The following is a 17914-nucleotide window of genomic DNA, read 5'->3' as shown; positions in this document are numbered from 1 at the left end:
TTCGTGGTACGTACCAGTTGTCAATCGACTTGCAAGAACGGAGCCAACCCAAATGAGTTCCCTCGAAACTACCTATTGAAGACCTGTTCAATGAGTGGCGCATCCCGCTGCAATGTCGCGCCCCTCGTTGACACTATGGTACGTACCACTATAGGATGACACCACCGTGACGATTCCGGCGACCATCGGGGATCGACACGACACACAGCCCAGGTGGGGCAGACCATGGCCACGGCACGAATCAACACGACCCCGACACACCGCTACAAGCAGCTCGCAGACATCATTCGCGGCGCGATCGAGCAAGGGCTCCTGAAAGACAACCAGGCGCTGCCGTCCGAGCGCGAGCTGGCCGAGAAGTACGAAGTCAGCCGCGACACCGTGCGCAAGGCCGTGCGTTACCTCGAAGAGCGCGGCGTCATCTACAGCGACCATGGTCGCGGCACTTTCGTGGCACCCGCCATCGTGCGGCGCATGTCGCGCTTCATCGACAGCTTCTCGCAAGACACGCAGCTGCGCGGCGGCGTGCCGGGCCAGCGCATCCTGGCGGTCGAATCCACCGCCGCCTCGATGGGCGTCGCTGGCCTGCTGAGCGTGGAGCCCGGGCACCCGCTGACGAGAGTGCGGCGAGTGCGCCTGATCGACGGTTCACCGGTCGGCCTGCACGACGCCTATTTCCCCTTGCCGCGCGGCGCGAAGCTGGAGGCTGCAGAGATCGAGCAGGCACAGTCGCTGTACAAGCTACTGACCGACAAGTTCGGCTTTGCGCCAGCCGAAGCGGTCGAGAACCTGAGCGCCGCCGTCGCCGACGCCGAAGACGCCCGCCTGCTCGGCATCGCCGAAGGCGCGCCCATTCTCCTGTGCGAGCGCATCACCTTGTCCGAGCGGCGCGAGCCGGTCGAATACTGTGTGATGAAGTACGTGGCGAGCTACCGCTACAGCACTCGCATCGCCAAGGCCAGCGGGTCGGCCTGACTGCACCCATGAAGCCGCTGTTGCGTTCGCTCCTCGTCCAGGCCGCGTGGCTGGTGGGCCTGTTCTCGCTGCTGTACGGGTTGGCGGCACTGGGCCGGCAGGTCGACGTGAAGCATTCGGGCGCCGTGAAGCTGCGCGTGGCGCTGTTCATCAACGGCACGCTGGGCGACAAGTCGTTCTTCGATGCAGCGGCCAGCGGCCTGCGCCAGGCGCGCGACACCTTGCCGGTGTTCGTGCGGGTGGTCGAGGGCGGTACCGACCCGACGCGCTGGCAGGCGGCCCTCACCGACCTGGCCGACAGCGGCGACTACGACCTCATCGTGGCCGGTACCTTCACGATGGTGCCGTACGTGCAGACGCTGGCCGCGCAATACCCCGACGCACGTTTCGTGGTCTTCGACGCCGCGGTCGACTACGCCAAGTGCCGCTGCCAGAACGTGCACTCGATCCTGTTCCGCCAGAACGAAGGCGCTTACCTGGCCGGCTACCTCGCCGCGCGGCTCGACCAGACCGGCCTGCCCGGCGTGCCGCCGAACAGCGGCCTGGGCGTGGTGGGTGGCATGCAGTTCCCGGTCATCGACGACTTCATCGTCGGCTTTCGCGCCGGTGCGCAGGCCGCCGTGCCGGGTGAGACTGTGCTCACGCAGTACGCCAACTCGTTCGCCGACCCGGCCGCCGGCAAGGAAATCGCCAAGGCGCAGTTCGGCCGGGGCGTCGGGCTGGTCTTCCATGCCGCCGGCGCCACCGGGCAAGGTGTGAATGAGGCAGCCCGCGAAGCTCACCGCTACGCGATCGGCGTCGACATGGACCAGTACGCCCTGTACCGAACCTCCCACCCCCAGCTGGCCTCGCGCATCGTGACCTCGGTGCTGAAGAACGTCGACGTCGCAGTGGTACGTGCCATCGGGCAGGCGCTGAAGGGTGAGCTGGCCTACGGGCGCTCGCAATCGCTGGGCCTTGCCGAGCACGGCGTGGCCCTGGCACGCCAGTCGGACGTGCTGTCGCAGGCATCGCCAGAACTGCTGCGCTCGCTCGATGAAGTCGAGACCGCCGTGGCCCGTGGCGAGCGGCGCGTACCGAGCGCATTCACTCCTGCAGCGGCGACGCCATGAACACCACCTCACGGGATGTCATGGCATTGGAGCTGCGCAACGTCTCCAAGCGCTACGCCAACGGCACGCTGGCCAATGACGGCGTGAACCTCTCGGTCGCGCGCGGTGAGATCCACGCCATCGTGGGTGAGAACGGCGCCGGCAAGTCGACGGTGATGAAGATGCTCTACGGACTTGAGCAGCCGAGCTCGGGCGAGATCGTGCTCAATGGTCGGCCGATGGCATTTCGCCACCCGCGAGACGCCATCGCCGCCGGCATCGGACTCGTGCCGCAGCACATCGAGCTGGTGCCTTCGTTCACCGTGGCCGACAACGTGGTGCTCGGCAGCGAACCGCGCCGCGGCCCCTGGCTCGACCGGCTTCGCGCCGCCGACGAAGTGCGCGCCACCGCCGAACGCTTCGGCCTTGACGTCGACCCCAGCGCCTCGGTGCGTGATCTGTCGATCGGCGAGCAGCAGCGGGTCGGCATCCTCAAGGCGCTGCACCGGGGTGCACGCATCCTGTTGCTCGACGAGCCCTCGGCCGTGCTGCCGCCGCAACAGGTGCAGGCGCTCTTTGCCGCGCTGCGGCAGATGGCCGCTGCCGGTCTGACCGTGGTGCTCATCACGCACAAGCTGGCCGAAGTGCGCGAGGTCTCCGACCGCTTCACCGTGCTGCGCGGCGGCCGCGTCACCGGCTGCCTCGCCTCGCGTGGCGCGAGCGAATCACAGATCACCGAGATGATCGTCGGCCGCTCCGTGGCGCCGCTGCGCGTGCAGCGCGTGCAGGCCCGTTCCGCACTGCCGCTCGTGAGCGCGCGCAGGCTGTCCGTGCTGCGTGACGACGGCCGCATGCCGCTGCAGTCGGTGTCCTTCGACATCGCCGCCGGCGAGATCCTCGGTATCGCCGGCGTCGAAGGCAACGGGCAGGCGCCGCTGGCCGAGGTGCTGGCCGGGCTGGAGACACCCGCGCAAGGCGACGTGCGGCTGGGCGAGCAGCTGGTGAGTGGGCAGGGCCCGCGTGCCGTGCGCGCCGCCGGCATCGCCTCGATCCCCGAAGACCGCCTGCATGACGGCGTGGCGCTCGGCATGAGCGTGGCAGACAACGCGATGGCCAATCGCTACCACCGCCCACCCCTCTCACGCTTCGGCTGGCTGTTCGCACGCAAGGCGCACGACGAAGCGCAGCACCTGCTGAAGGAACACGGCGTGGTCGCACGCTCGGCCGACGCGCCGATCGGCTCGCTGTCGGGCGGCAACATGCAGAAGGTGGTGCTCGCGCGCGAGATCGCTGCCGAGCCGCGGCTGCTCGTGGCCAGCCAGCCGACGCGCGGCGTCGACATCGGCGCGGCGCAGGTGCTGCGGCAGCGGCTGGTGGCCTTGCGCGACCAGGGCGCCGCGGTGCTGCTGGTGTCCTCCGACCTCGACGAGCTGCTCGAGCTGTCGGACCGCATCGCGGTGCTGTTCCAGGGCCGCATCGTCGCCCACTTCGCGGCCGGCACCGTCGGCGCCCGCGAGCTTGGCCTCTACATGACCGGGCTGCGCGAGCAGGCCGGCGCCGCGGCCACGCTGGACGCCCCATTCACTCCGCACAGCGAAGAGGTATCGGCTTGATCCAGGACACCGCTTCATACGCTGCCGCGCCACGCCCCTGGCAGCTGCCTGCGGCCATTGCCGCCGCGCTGCTGGTCGGCTTCGGCATCACGGTGCTGGTCAGCGCCGAGCCGTGGCGTGCCTGGCTCGCGCTGCTGACCGGCGCGCTGCCCGACATCCGCTTCAGCGATGCCGAAGGCTGGCAGGTGCGCCGGCTGGTGCGCTTCGGCTCGGTGATCGAAGAGGCGATCACCCTCACCTTCCTGGGCCTTGCGATCGCCATCCCGTTCCGCGCGCGGCAGTTCTCGCTCGGTGCGGATGGGCAGATGTTCCTGTCGGCGCTCGCGGCCGCGGCCGTCAGCCTCGCGCTCGGCGGCTTGGGCTACGGCGCCTATGCGGTGCTGCCGGCGGCCTTCGCGGCGGCCGTGCTGACCGGCTTCACCTGGGGGCTGGTGCCGGGCTGGTTGAAGGCACGCTACGGTGCCAACGAGATCGTCACCACGCTGATGCTCAACCTCATCGCGGTGCAGCTGTACCGGCTCGTCATCACGCAATGGATGAACGATCCGAATGCCGGCTTCCTGACGACGCCGGTGCTGCCCGCGGCCGCGCTGCTGCCCAACCTGCTGCCGCGCACCAACGTGTCGGCCATGCTGTTCCTCGTGCCCTTCGTCGTGCTCGGCGCCGGGCTGCTGCTGACGCGCACGACCGTGGGCTACGAGATCCGCACCGTCGGGCAGGCACCCGCCTTCGCGCGGCAGGTGGGCATGCCGGTCAAGCGCACCGTGGTGCTCTCGATGGCACTGGGCGGCATCTTTGCGGCCTTCGCCGGCGTGCACGTCAGCAACGCGCTGCTGAAGCGCCTGCCGGTGGACCTGACGCCGGGCATGGCCTTCGAAGGCCTGGTGGTTGCGCTGCTGGCGCGCAACGAGCCGCGCGCCATCCCGATGGCGGCATTTCTCTACGCCTACCTGCGCGCCGGCGCGCAGGCGATGGAGCGCACGAGCGACGTGTCGCGTGAGGTGGTGCTGGTGATCCAGGCGTTCATCATCCTGTTCGTCGTCTCCGAACGCCTGCTGCCCACCACGTGGTCACCCGCCCGGCTGCTGCAATGGGTGCGTGCGCCGCGGGCACCGAAGGAGGCGCGATGAGCCTCGATCTCGCCGGATGGACGCTCTTCGCCGCCACGATCGTCGTGGCCGTGCTGCGCGCCACGACGCCCATCCTCTTCGCCGCACTCGGCGGGCTGGTGTCCGACCTCGCCGGAAGCATCAACGTCGCGCTCGAAGGCCTGATGCTCATCGCCGCGTTCTTCGGCGTGATGGGTGCGGTGTACGCCGCCCGGTGGTGGCCAGGCTTGCCGGGCTGGGCCTGCGCATGGCTGGGCTGCGCCGCGGGGCTGGTCGCCGTGCTGCTCATCACGGCGATGCTCGGCTTCTTCCATCTGGAACTGGGCGCCGACCTCATCGTGACCGGAATCGCGGTGAACCTGCTTGCCGCCGGACTCACCGTGTTCCTGCTGGTCACGCTGGTCGGCGACAAGGGCTCGACGGCAGGCCTGTCCAGCCCCGCCCTGCCCTCGCTTCACATCCCCGGCCTGAGCAGTCTGCCGGCGCTCGACATGCTGGTCAACGGCGAAGGCGGCCACGGCCACCACGTCCTCGTCTACACCGCATTCCTGGCCGTGGCAGCGGTCTGGATCTTTCTCAGCCGCACCCGCTACGGCGCCTGGCTGCGCGCCGTCGGCGAGAACCCGCAGGCTGCCCTCGGCGCCGGCATTCCGGTCAAGCGCGTGCGCTACGTGGCGCTGCTGACGAGCGGCCTGCTCGCGGGGCTGGGCGGCATCTACCTCAGCATGGGCTACCTCACGCTCTTCCAGGCCGACATGACCGCAGGCCGCGGCTTCCTCGCACTGGCGGCCGTCTTCCTCGGTGCACGCAGGCCGCTCGGCACGCTGGCCGCGGCGCTGCTGTTCGGCGCTTCTGCAGTACTGGCCACGCAGCTCGGTGCCCTGGCGCTGCCGACCCAGGTCGTCTACATGGTGCCGCCCTTCGTCACCTTGTGCGCGCTGGTCTTCGCCGGTCGGCACAAACCGGCACGCGCCGGTACCGACACCAAAAACACGGGCCGAAAAGGTCCACCAATTTCCTCAGAGAGGCTTTCCGCATGAACAAGAATTCGATCCGCGACCGCATCCTGGCGTCGCTCTCCCTCGCCGGCATGGGCGACGCGCTGGGCGCGCCCACCGAGCAATGGACCATCGACGAAATCGCCGCCCGCCACGGCGGCCTCGTCACCCGTTTTGATGAGCCCACCGAAGACACCTTCGCCGGCGCCAACGCCGGCAAGCGCGCCGAGGTGACCGACGACGCGAGCCAGATGTACTACCTGACGCTCGCGCTCGTCGCAGCGGGCGGCCGCCTGGAGCACGACGGCTGGGTCGCCTGCCTTCTCGATTGGGTGGACACGAGCCCGAAGGCCGGGTTCATGGGCCCCAGCACCGCCGGCATCGTGAAGGCGCTGCAGGAAGGTTCCGACACCGGCAGCGTCGGCGTGATCGGCCGCTCGCGCCGCAAGATGACGAGCGTGGGCACGACCAATGGTGCCGCGATGCGTGTCGCACCCGCCGGGCTGATCCACCCCGGGCAGCTCGAAGCGGCCTGCGAGCAGGCGTTCGTCACCTGCCTGCCGTCGCACGACACCGAAGTGGCCATCTCTGCTGCCTGCTCCGTCGCCGCGGCTGCCTCGCGCGCGGTGGTGGCGCACTCGTTCGACGACATCATTGCCGCGGCGCTCGAAGGCGCGTCGATCGGCGAGCGGCTGGCGCGCGAGCGGGCACGCATGGTCGCCGGCCCGAGCTATCTCGCACGCCTGGAGATGGCGCTGGCCATCGCACGCGATGCCAAGGACGACATGGCCTTCATGCGGCAGATGGAGCGCACCGTCGGCAACTCGGTGCTCGCCGCCGAATCGGTGCCGGCCGCCATCGGCGTGCTGGCGTATGCCAAGGGCGACCCACTGCGCACCATCGCGATCAGCGCCTCGATCGGCAACGACACCGACTCGATCGCCACCATGGCCGGCGCAATCGTTGGCGCCTGGGTCGGCACCGAAGCGCTGCCGCAAGCGCTGCTGGCCGAGTTCCGCGCAGCGAATGCCGCCGATTTCGATCTCGACGCCCTGGCATCGGGCCTGTCGGAAATCGCCTGGCGCAACCTGCAGCCGCTGGCGGCATGAGCTCACCCGTGAACGCACCTCGCCGCTGGGATCTGCTCGCGTTCGGCGACCCCTGCGCCGACGTCGTGGTGGCCATTCCCGAGGCGCCGCAACTCGGCGAGAAGGTGCTCGGCCGTTCGCTCGGCGTGTTCGCTGGCGGCACCACCGCCAACACGGCCTGCGCGTTCGCAAAGCTGGGCGGCCGTGCGGCCGTGCATGGCCGCGTCGGTGACGACGCGCATGCCACGCTGCTGCGCGATTCGCTGCACGCCTTCGGCGTCGACACCGAGCACCTGCACAGCGAGCCCGGGAGCGCGTCGGCGTCGGTCATCGCGATGGTCCCGCCCTCAGGCGACCGCGCCATCGTCTACATGCCGATGTCTCCGCGCGAGCTGCCGTCAGACGATCTCGCCGCCGCAATGAGCCAGTCGCGCATCTTCTACGCGATGCCGTACGACCTGGACGAATTCATCGCCGCCAGCCGCATCGCCCGCGACCACGGTGCGCTGGTGGCCATCGACCTTGAAGCGGCTGTCGCGCCCGACCCCGAAGCGATGCGGCAGCGCATCGCCCATGCCGACATCGTGTTCTTCAACGAGTCGGGCTTCGTGGCCGGCACCGGCCAGCAACCGACACCGCAAGCCCTCGCGGCCCTGGCGGGCAAGGGACCACAGACCATCGTGGTCACACTCGGTGCTGCAGGCGCCGTAGCCGCCGAGCGCGGCGTCTTCGCAAAGCAATCGGCTTTTGCGCAGCAGGTGGCCGACACCACCGGCGCCGGCGACACCTTCAACGCTGCGTTCCTCGTGCTCTGGCTCGAAGGCCGTGAGCTCGATGCCTGCCTGCGATTCGCCTGCGCCGCGGCAGGCCACGCCGTCACCGCCATCGGCGCGCGCAGCGGCATGCCGAACCGCGCGACCGTCGAACGGTCGCTTGCTGGAGCCATCCCATGCTGACCGTCTTCGGTTCCATCAACCTCGACATTTCTGTGGGCTGCGCGCACCTGCCACGGCCGGGCGAAACCCTGCTGGGCACGAACGCGCTGCTCTCGCCCGGCGGCAAGGGCGCCAACCAGGCCCATGCCGCACGACGCTTCGGCGTGCCCGCGCGCCTGTTCGGCAAGGTCGGCGGTGATGCCTTCGCCGGACCGGCCCTGGCCAAGCTGGCCGACAGCGATGTGGACCTCTCCGGCGTGGAGGTGGCGGGCTCCGAGGCCACCGGCCTGGCCACCATCACCGTGACCCAAACCGGCGAGAACGCCATCATCGTGGCGCCGGGTGCCAACCTCGCGGCCAGCGCCTCGCAGGTGAGCAACGCCGTGCTGCGGGCCTCGCGTGTGTTGCTGCTGCAGCTCGAGGTGCCCTGGTCCGAAAGCCAGGCGCTCGCGCGCAGGGCGCGTTCGGCCGGCTGCAAGGTGGTGCTCAATGCGTCGCCGCTGCCGCAGGGCGCGAGCCTCGAGCTCGATGCGGTCGATCTGCTCATCGTCAACAGCGTCGAGCTCGACCAGCTGTGCACGCAGCACGGCATTGGCGGCAGCACGACGGAGCGCGCGCGACGGCTTGCCGACGCGCAGCACATCGACGTGCTGGTGACACTCGGTGCCGACGGCTCACTGCTCATGCAAGCCGACGGACGGCAGATCCACGCCCCCGCGTTGCCGGTGAAAGCGGTCGACACCACCGGCGCAGGCGACACCTACGCTGGCGTGCTGTGCGCGGCCATGGTCAGCGGCGAGACGCCGCAGCAGGCCATGGCCTTCGCGTCGGTGGCCGCGTCTCTGGCCTGCCTGCGTGCCGGCGCCCAGCTCGCGCAGCCCTCACGCGGGGAGATCGACACGCGCATCGGCGAGCTCGTCCGCGGTGAAAATCTCTGCCTGCCTCGCGAGACAATCACGACATGACGCGACTCATCATCGATTGCGACCCAGGCATCGACGATGCGCTGGCGCTGCTGCTCGCGTGCGCCAGCCCCGAGTTCGAGCTGCTCGGCGTGACCACGGTGGCAGGCAACCGGCCGGTCGACATCACGAGCCTCAACGCCTGCCGCCTGCTCGACCTCGCCGGTAAGCACCACGTGCCGGTCTACGCCGGCGCGGCCCGCCCGCTGACGCAGGCACAGCCGCGCTGCAACCTCTTTCACGGCGAAGACGGCCTCGGCGGCGTGAAGCTCTCCACCGATCGCGCACCGGCCGCGGAACATGCGAGCGACTTCATCGCCCGCACGCTGCGGCAAGAGCCACCCGGCACCGTCACGCTGGTGGCAGTGGGCCCGCTCACCAACCTGGCACTGGCCGAAATCAAGCACCCCGGCGTGCTGCGACGCACGAAGTCGCTCGTGATCATGGGCGGTGCGGCCTTCCAGCCAGGCAACGTGACGCCCTGCGCGGAGTTCAACTTCCATGCCGATCCGCTCGCGGCCTACACGGTGATGGACGCCGGCCAGCAGGTGCACCTCTTCAGCCTCGATGTCACCTCCAAGGCCGTCATGTCGAACGACTGGATCGCATCGCTGGCCGAGCTCGACACCCGCTGCGGCCGCGCTGCCCACGCCATGCTCGAAGCGTATGCGCTCGAAGACGCGCTGCTGCACGATGCCTGCCCGGTGGCCTGGCTGCTGGAGCCTGCGCTCTTCACCGGCGAGCCCTGCGCGGTGTCGGTCGATTGGCGCCCTGGCGTCACCGAAGGCCAGAGCTGTGCATGGCCGACCTGGCGAGCGCCCGAGCGCATGAATGCCATGGTCTACACCGGCGTGGCCGGGCCGCAGCTGCTGGCGCTCGTGCGCGAGCGGGTCGCACGACTTCCCTGACACGCGCTTCGATGCCAGAGGCCACACGGCGATGAAACGCACGGTGAAGAAACAAGACTCGTACCGCTTCGAGCGCTGCGAAGTGCGCCTGGCCTCGCGCGAAGTGCTGCTCGACGGCCAGTTGCAGCAGGTCGAGCCTCGCCCGTTCGACCTGCTGGTGTACCTGATCGAGCACCGCGATCGCGTCATCCCCAAGGACGAGTTGCTCGACAAGCTGTGGCCTGACGATTTCGTGTCGCCCAGCGTCGTCTCGCGCGCCATCATGAAGGCACGCCAGGCCATCGGTGATAGCGGCAAGGTGGCCCGGCTGATCAAGACGGTGCACAGCACGGGCTATCACTTCATCGGCGAGCTGGTACCGCTAGAAGCGGATGCGCCGCCGCCGAAGGGTGCGCCGACCAGCCCGCCGGTCCAGCAAGGCCGCATCACGCTCGTGCTGCTTCCGTTCGAGAACCTGACCGGGCAGGCCGAGCTCGACTGGGTGGAGCTCGGGCTCATGTCGATGGTGGCCAAGGCCTTGAGCGCCGACACGCGGCTGCGCCTACCCGAGCTGGCGTCACTGCTCACCACGTTGGACGCGGTACCGGCCCAGGCACCCGCGCAAGAGCGCATCGATGCCGCCGAGCGGCTGCTGGGCACCCGCAACGTCGTTCACGTGACGGTGTCCAGCAAGGGCGCGCAATACGCCATCGACTACGCCATCTCCGCGCGACCCGGCCGCAAGCGCCTGCTCGGCCCCGAACTCACGCAGCTCGGCCAGCGCCTGGCGGCCGAATTGCAGGCACTGCTGTTCACCGCCGATGCCACCGCGCCGGTGGCCTACGAGTCGGCCGACCCGCTGGTGAACCAAGCCCTGGCGCGGGCGCTGCAGGCCACCGGCGAACAGAAATGGCAGACAGCCGTCAACTTGTTCAAGGTGGTGCTCGACATCGAGCCACCCAATACCGATGCGCAATTCGAATACCTGCGCGCGCTGGCCTTCCTGGGTGACGAAGCCTCGTTCGCCGTCGGCGAGCGGCTGCTCGCGCATGCGCGGGCCACGAACCACTACGCGCTCGCCATTGCCGTGCACGTGGCGCTGGCCACCACCTACAACAACCGGCTCTCGCAGCAGGCCACCCGGCACGCCCGGAAGCACCTGAACGAAGCCCTGAGGCTGGCCGAGGAAGCGGGCTTCGCGCGCGAGAGAAAGTCGACCCTGCGCACGCTGATGGGCATCGCCATCCACGAGTACGACTTCGTGCTCGCAAAGCAGTGCCTCGACGAGATGGAACGTCTGCACGACCCGGACGAAAGCGTCGTCGAGCACGTGCGCTTTCTCGGCAGCTCCGGCGTCGCGGCGACCACCATGGGCGACCCGCAGCGCGGGCTGCAGATCTTCCGCACCGTGGCCCGCCTCGCCGAGGCGCACGGCCTGCACGACCTGCTCGCGATGACGCTGGTGAACATCATCTACCCGTGTGTCGACCTCGGGCTGATGGAAGAAGCCGCAAGGCACGGCGAGAAGGCCTTGGCCACCGCGCAGACGCTGCGCAACTCGCGCGTGGCCATTGCGGCGACTGCGGGCCTGTGCCGGCTCTACCGCGAGCGCAGGGCACCACAGCAGATGCGCCGTGTGCTGGCGCAGACGGAGCGGCTGGAAACGCCCGTCCCCGTGCTGCGAGCCATGCTACTGCTCGCGCGCGGGCACCAGGCAGCCTGCGAAGGTGCGCACGGCGGCGCCGTCGAGCGAATGAACCAGGCGCTGACGATCTACCGTGAGTCGGAGGCCTTGCTGTACGTGCACGACTTCATGCCGTGGCTGGTCATCTCGCTGGTGCTCTCGGGCCGCGCGGATGCGGCCGAGGCAACCTGCGCCGAAGCGCGCGCACTGCCGCACTTCGACAGCGACCCGGTGCTGCATGCGGCGCTGCGCTACTGCGACGCGCTGATTGCGCACACCCGCGGCCAGCACGATGAAGCGCTGAGGTCGCTGCTCGACGTGGCGGGCACTGCGCCCACCGGAACGTGGCGCGCCCATGCCTGCCTCGACGGCGCGTGGCTGGCCATCGAGGCCGGCGATCTGGACACGGCCAGTACCCTCTTGCAGGGCCTCGGCCCCTGGCTGGCCGAGCACCCCGCGGGCGCCCTGGTCGAAGCGCGATTCAAGTGCGCCAGCGGTGAATTCGCCGCCGCGCGCGAGGCGCTGCAGCGGTATGCCGCGAGCGTCGAGGCACCTCGACCCGACTACCACGCCGAGCTGGCCCGCCACTGTGAAGAGGCTGAAGCGGCCGCCTTGCGCGGACAGCCATCACCAACGGCCATCGCGCTGATTCCGCGCCTGCCGACCGTGCTGTGACACGGCCCGGGGCCGGTCAGCTCACAGCGCCGCCTCGCTACAACCCGAACAAGGCAACGCGTAGCAGGTTGAGCCCCCAGTGCAGCGCCGCGGCGGCCCAGATGCTGCCGCCACTCGCGACATAGACGCTCGCATAGGCCAAGCCCGCCACCGCTGCCAGCGCGGCGAAGGCGGGACCACCGCCCAGGTGCACCAGGCCGAACAGCAAGGCGCTCCCGACCACCGACACACCGATGCCCCAGCGCGCCAGCGGGCGCTGTACCCAGTGGCGGAAGAACCACTCCTCGCCCACCACCGTGAAGGCGTTGGTCGGTGCAAAGGCCAACAGCGAGTACCCGGCAGCCGGCGTCCAGTGCACGATACCGGCGACCAGGGCCAGCAAGGGAACCACCACCAGGCAAGCCACGGCAATCAAGGTGCAGCGCCGGTTCCAGGCCCAGAACGACGGGAACATCGCCAACGCCGCCAAGCCGGCCAGGGCCTTCGGCGTGTTGATCGACACGCCACCCACGGGCAGGCGTGACAAGCCCGGAACCAGGCCCGCGGCCAGTGCGAGGAGCACCACGCCTGCGAGCGCGAAACAGGCCACTGCCCAGCGCCCAGGCGCCCGCACGGCGGCGTAGAGCAGCAGAGCAAGCGCAAGAGAAGCCACCATCGGCATCGCGCCGTTGGCAACACCGATGGCGTAGAGCGCGGCGCACAGCGCGGGCCCGACGGCAGCCGCCAACAGCGTTGCCGCATTGCCGCGCATGGGTCCTGCGGGTCGCAACCCGGTGTTCGAACGGCTGGTCATGTGGCTTGCTGATGTGGTTGCCGAAGGGCCGCAAGCATAGCGGCGCGCACTTCGCATAAGCCGAGAAGCGTTCGCATCGCATCCAGTTGCCAGGTGCCGAAAAACCTAGATTGGCCAGCAACCGTTGCCATGGGGTTACCGCCCCACACACCCAATGACCATCGATCACGTCGGCAGGGCATCCACTGCCACCCTCACCCCTCCTTCGGCCCACCCGGCCGGCACCGGCAACATGGAGCGTCAGCCATCCGGCCAGCCATCCACCGCCATCGGCGATGCGTTGCTCAGGCGTACGTCGTTGGCACCGGCCAGCATGCCTCCGCGCACGGGGACACCACCTTCGGTTGACGCGGCCAAAGCCCCGATCACCGATCCATCGTCATCGCTCCGCCACGAGATCACGGTCAGCGAAACCGACCCATCCAGCGCGCTTCAGCAGACAGCTGAGGTCGTCGCGCAGAAGCTGGCTGAAGCGCTCGGCGCAGACGACAAGCCGCTGCGAGAAAGGCACATCGACACGCTGCAACAGTACGGCGCCACGCGTGACGCGTTGACGGCATTCGAGAGCAGCTTCGGTGCGCACTTCATTCCATCGGCATCCGCGGGCAACAAGCTCGCATCGCTGAACGATCACGTTGGCATCCTGAAGATACCCGCCTACGACGGCCCGCCTGACGCGCAAGGTGTGCGGACCACGGTGGCCGAGCAGTTCGCCGTCATCAAGGCCGAAGTACCCAGCAAGAATCCGAAAGAACCAGCCAGCGAGCGCTACTTCGTCAAGGGCTATGGCGATCGCTTGATCGACTTCAACGAACTCGCCAAGGCGATGGCGTTTCATTCGCCGCATGCCGGCAGCCCCGAGCCCGAAGCGGCCACGGCACGGCATCAAGAACTCGGCAAGGTGCAGTACGCGATGGAGACGCCGCTGCGCTCCGAGATCAAGCGCCTGTCGATGGGCTCAGAGCTGATCGCGCGCCGCGACGGCAAGGAGTCCGACGCACCGGTGATGCCGCTGCCGGCCAACCCCACCCCCATGGCCTGGCGCGAGAGCTGGGCCAACTCGGAGGCGGCCATGTCTCCGGGTGGCGGGCCGATGCTGGCCAACGGCACGCGCAAGTTCCAGCTCGACTACAACGCGACAGAGAACCGGCTGATCGTCTTTCGCAACGACAACGACAAGGCGCCGCGCAAGGAAAGCATCCTCTCCGACAGCCTGCCCGAGAACCTGCCCAAGAAGCTCGCACCGGCCTGGTGTGAAGGCCCCACGCTCGCCGAGATCCATGGCATCAAGGGATGGGAGGACATGGGCCCGGGCACCGACCACAACGGGGTTAAGCAAGGCAACACGCAGCGGCTGCTGCATGCCACGAAGGAGAAGCTCTTCGGGAAGGAACAGCGCGCTCCGAACGACAGAGACCTGGAGGCCGGCCTGCCGCCGGGCCAGGGCCTGCTGGAAGCCGTCGTCAAGGCCACGCCAGGTGCCCACATCCGCATCACGACCGAAGACGGCGCGGTGCACGACCTCAAGGTCGACGAGAAGGGCATCAAGCTGTCGCTGGCCAACCCGCAGCCCGCCAAGGCCCACCAGGAGTCGCTGGCGGCCTTTGGTGGCGCTGGCAAGGCGCAGGCCGACGTGGACCTCTACAGCTACAGCGGCCGCGACACCGGCCTCTACGGCAGCAAGACCGGATTCGCGGATCCGAGGCTCGTCACCTCCACCGGCGACTTGCTGAAGGCCGGCCCGCTGCTCAAGAGCAACGGCTCCACGGCGGTTCAGGGTGCGCTGCGCGTCCTCACCTTCCAGCCGCTCATCAACGGCCAGGACCGCAGCGAGGTGCTCGTGCGACTTGCGAACACTGCGCTGAACACCGCGTCGAAGTTCCTCTATGTCTGGGCAACCAGCGCCATCAATGAGCAGATGAAGGGTGGCCAGAACGGCAGCTACGTCAACGGGGTGAAGCCGTTCAATGCCTCGGGCGCCGGCTCGATCGGCCAGGGTGAACTGGCCGGAGCGGCGGCATTGATCGTGCTCGCTCAGGAAACCGTCACCGTGATATCCGACCTCATCTCTCGTGTGTTGCCGGAGCCATGGAAGCGCAAGCCGGAAAGCCACGTCGGCAAGCTGCTCAAGCAGACGGCTTTGCCGATGGCCGAGGAAATGGTGCGCTTGATGGTCAACATGGGCGCGCAGAAAGCCGTGGGTATCGACCGCGGCAGCAGGGGCGACTTCATCACCGTGGCGGCCGCCTCCATCGGCAAGGGGGCCATCGACACCATGCGGGAGCACGCAGGCCCGGACCGCGCCAACCACCCCGTGGCCAACGCCATGCTGGACCTTGCACAGGGCGTGCAATACAACCTCGCCCGTGCCTCCGGCAACGCGGCGAGCTCGGAGCAGGGCCTGTCCAACGCAAGCTTCCGCGAAGCGCTGATCAATCGCCTGGTGACGCGCGGCTTCGACCAGATCGTCGTGCCGCCACTCAAGGAGCTGCTCAACACCCAGGGCATCGTGGGCCCGAACGCCAGCGCTTTCGACAGCCAGCTGTCGCACGAGTACCGCATCGAGAACCTGGGCGGCAAGGTCGCCTCGGCGATGAAGGCCATGATGACGGAGCTCGACCCACAAGGCTTCAAGGACTTGCATGGCGAAAGCGGCGGCGTGATGGCCACCCTGCACGCCGGCACCGAAGCTGCCCTGCCGGGCAAGTTGCGCAAAGAGGGCGGCACCGAGTTCTATAGCGGCTACGTCCTGGGCGAGGAGCGCATCAAGCAACAGCTCAACCGCGCGGACTTGGCGTGGGAGAGCCCGTCGACCTTCATGCCCAAGGCGATCCAGAACATGGCGCAGCAGTTGGGGCTGATGCAGAAGGCGATCGAAAGCGAGCTGCAAAAGGACCTGTCGATCCACAACAACGTGCAGACGGCGGGCAAGTTCCCGACGCTCAATCAGCAAGACCAACTCAAACACCTCGAAAACAACGAAAAGAACTTCGAGGCCCGTGTCGACTTGGCAAGGCAGCATCTGTCTACCGAAGAGGGTGTCACCCGACCTGAAACCACACGCCCGCTGATAACGGCGATGACGAACAGCCTCGAGGAAACAGCCAAGCCTCAGCAAAAGTTCACCGCCAAACTCACACAGGCCCTGGCCGACCACGTCGACAACCCCCGCAAGGAGTCGGACGACCACAGCGGCCTGAAGGCCGACAAGAGCATGCTGGAGCGGCCAGTGCCCAGCGCGACCAACGTGGACTACGGGCTCGTGCAGCGCCCCTTCGGCGGCGGCGCCAGCGCCAGGATTCCGCGTGCGCAGACCACCTTCAGCACGCTGCCGCAAGCGAAGACCTACGAGAAGAACCGGCGCATGGCGCGTGAACCCGGCATCGACTCCATCCAATCCAAGCCCAATCTCACGTCAGAAGTGCGCGACCGCATCGAGATGGCCGTGCGCGACTACACGGTGGAATCGCAGTTCTTCCACTACCCGCTGCGCTGGCAGGTCACCGGTGAGCTGCAGCACGAGCCGATCGCGCCCGGCATCGAGGTGCCCTACAACGTGATGAACAAGCGCGGCAACACCGCCGGCAGCAAGAAGGACAGGGTGGACCCGATCGAGGCGCTGTACATCAACCTCGGCGCACAGGTCTCCGACAAGTTCCCGACAGAGATGTTCCGCGCGGTGGTCACCGAGGCCGCCTACAAGGCCCGGCTCGGGGAAGGCGAAGCCGCTGGCGACGCCGGCCTCCTGACCGTGGGCAGCAAGGGCGTGCTCACCGAGATCCTCTCGGCGACGATGGCCACGCAGATGGCGGCCGGCTTCAACCTGCCGATCGCCAACTACGGGAGCGCTCCGCGCGAAAACAGCCTGCGCATCGACATGAACCAGGAGAGCGGCGTCAACATCGCCACCTGGGCCGACCTGGCGCAAGGCGAGGTGATCATGATGCCGGGCGCGGTGATGCAGGTGCAGCTCGTCGACCCGACGGCCGGCAAGGGCGCCGAAGCAGGCAAGCAGGACATCGGCCAGGTGGTCTACATGAAGGCCGTGGACACCTACGCACTGGAGCTCGCACACGACGCCTTCCAGGACTACAAGGACAAGGGCCAGCTCGACAAGAAGCCGGCGGACGGCGCGGTGATGATCGATCCGAAGTCGGGGCACTTCTTCAAGTTCGACGCGGCGAAGGACGACATCGCCGTCATCCCGGAAACGAAGAACTACTTCACCGGCCGCCCGCTCGAGTCCGTGAACGACAAGGGCGAAGCCGGAACCGAGCAGGCTCGGTGGCGCCTGCCCTACACCTCGGATGGCGCCACGCGCTCCACCAAGGACGGCATCCACATGGCCATCCTGCGCAACGACCCCATCGTGCCGCACCTCAACCTCGCCACCGAGAACGTGCACCACACCTGGTTCAGCAAGAAGGCCGAGATGGCCGGCACCTTCAACACCGAACGTGCCGCGAAGGAAGCGGCGGAGAAGGCCGAGACCCGAGGCAAGGGACAAGAGATCGCGGGGCAGATCAAGGAGATGAAGCTCGACACGCCGCTGCGCGAACAGGGCGTCGCCTCTACCGAGATGCTCGCGTGGGTGGCCACCAGCATGCTGAGAAAACCCATCCAGCTGGTGCCGGTGGACGACTCGGGTGCCACGCCCAAGCTTGGCGACGCGAAGGACGGCAAGGTGATCAACCAGACCTACGACAAGGTGGATCTGCAGCATCCACGGCAGTCCATCACCGGACGCAACCCGCCACCGGCCGTCTTGATCGGCGTGGGCGAGAAAGGCTACTACGCCATCGCCCAGGACCAGGGCGAGTTCAAGGCGACGGCACGCATCGGTGAAGACAAGAGCCTGGGCAACCTGCTGCACGCGGTGGTGCGCGGCGGCTACGCAAAGCCCTCGCAGTACGTGGAGCAATCGGGTGTGCTGACGCCCGACACCAAGGCACAGGCGAGCGTGGACGGCCTGCTGAAAAAGATGCAGCAGTTCACTGGCACCGACTACCTCGTGCTTCAGCAAGCCATGGTGGGCAAGCGCGACGAGCTCGCAGCGGCCGCGGACCCGAAAGGCAAAGCCAAGATGAACGAGTGAGCGTCAGGT

General features: G+C 68.1%; 12 protein-coding genes. 11 read left to right on the top strand and 1 reads right to left on the bottom strand.

The window, feature by feature from the left end; translation table 11 throughout:
• The first annotated feature begins 225 nt into the window (after positions 1-225).
• Genes AC1DYS_RS18815 through AC1DYS_RS18770 form a run of 10 tightly spaced genes read left to right on the top strand, consistent with a single transcriptional unit; the run spans position 226 to position 12017 of the window.
• The gene (locus tag AC1DYS_RS18815) at positions 226-975 is read left to right on the top strand and encodes a GntR family transcriptional regulator (RefSeq protein WP_477901874.1); all 750 of its coding nucleotides are present in this window, start codon (positions 226-228) and stop codon (positions 973-975) included.
• 8 nt (positions 976-983) lie between these two features.
• On the top strand, positions 984-2087 hold the full coding sequence (locus AC1DYS_RS18810) for a BMP family lipoprotein (RefSeq protein WP_477901872.1): 1104 nt from the start codon (positions 984-986) through the stop codon (positions 2085-2087).
• Positions 2084-3679 (top strand): ABC transporter ATP-binding protein, encoded by a 1596-nt coding sequence (locus AC1DYS_RS18805; RefSeq protein WP_477901870.1) that lies wholly within the window; start codon positions 2084-2086, stop codon positions 3677-3679. Before AC1DYS_RS18810 ends, AC1DYS_RS18805 begins: the two co-directional genes overlap by 4 nt.
• Positions 3676-4809: an ABC transporter permease gene (locus AC1DYS_RS18800; protein WP_477901868.1), complete on the top strand. Its 1134-nt coding sequence runs from the start codon at positions 3676-3678 to the stop codon at positions 4807-4809. Before AC1DYS_RS18805 ends, AC1DYS_RS18800 begins: the two co-directional genes overlap by 4 nt.
• Positions 4806-5828: an ABC transporter permease gene (locus AC1DYS_RS18795; RefSeq protein ID WP_477901866.1), complete on the top strand. Its 1023-nt coding sequence runs from the start codon at positions 4806-4808 to the stop codon at positions 5826-5828. Before AC1DYS_RS18800 ends, AC1DYS_RS18795 begins: the two co-directional genes overlap by 4 nt.
• On the top strand, positions 5825-6895 hold the full coding sequence (locus AC1DYS_RS18790) for an ADP-ribosylglycohydrolase family protein (protein WP_477901864.1): 1071 nt from the start codon (positions 5825-5827) through the stop codon (positions 6893-6895). The genes AC1DYS_RS18795 and AC1DYS_RS18790 overlap by 4 nt, the downstream gene beginning before the upstream one ends.
• 8 nt (positions 6896-6903) lie before the next feature.
• Positions 6904-7830 carry a carbohydrate kinase family protein gene (locus AC1DYS_RS18785; RefSeq protein WP_477901862.1) on the top strand — a complete coding sequence of 309 codons (927 nt, stop codon included), beginning with the start codon at positions 6904-6906 and terminating at the stop codon, positions 7828-7830.
• Positions 7824-8774, top strand: a complete 951-nt coding sequence (locus tag AC1DYS_RS18780; protein WP_477901860.1) for a ribokinase — start codon at positions 7824-7826, stop codon at positions 8772-8774. The genes AC1DYS_RS18785 and AC1DYS_RS18780 overlap by 7 nt, the downstream gene beginning before the upstream one ends.
• On the top strand, positions 8771-9679 hold the full coding sequence (locus tag AC1DYS_RS18775; RefSeq protein WP_477901858.1) for a nucleoside hydrolase: 909 nt from the start codon (positions 8771-8773) through the stop codon (positions 9677-9679). The genes AC1DYS_RS18780 and AC1DYS_RS18775 overlap by 4 nt, the downstream gene beginning before the upstream one ends.
• A gap of 43 nt (positions 9680-9722) precedes the next feature.
• Positions 9723-12017: a winged helix-turn-helix domain-containing protein gene (locus AC1DYS_RS18770; RefSeq protein ID WP_477901856.1), complete on the top strand. Its 2295-nt coding sequence runs from the start codon at positions 9723-9725 to the stop codon at positions 12015-12017.
• Between the two features lie 37 nt (positions 12018-12054).
• On the opposite strand, the gene AC1DYS_RS18765 is transcribed toward AC1DYS_RS18770, so the two are convergent.
• On the bottom strand, positions 12055-12810 hold the full coding sequence (locus AC1DYS_RS18765; RefSeq protein ID WP_477901852.1) for a CPBP family intramembrane glutamic endopeptidase: 756 nt from the start codon (positions 12808-12810) through the stop codon (positions 12055-12057).
• A 154-nt stretch (positions 12811-12964) separates the two neighbouring features.
• On the opposite strand from AC1DYS_RS18765, the gene AC1DYS_RS18760 reads away from it, so the two are divergent.
• Entirely contained in the window at positions 12965-17905 is a 4941-nt protein-coding gene (locus AC1DYS_RS18760) for a hypothetical protein (RefSeq protein ID WP_477901850.1), read from the top strand.
• The last annotated feature ends 9 nt before the right edge of the window (positions 17906-17914 follow it).

Source organism: Rhizobacter sp. P2_G4 (genome assembly GCF_056403575.1).
The sequence above is the reverse complement of the archived record's forward strand: the minus strand, read 5'-3'. Positions and strand labels throughout refer to the sequence as shown.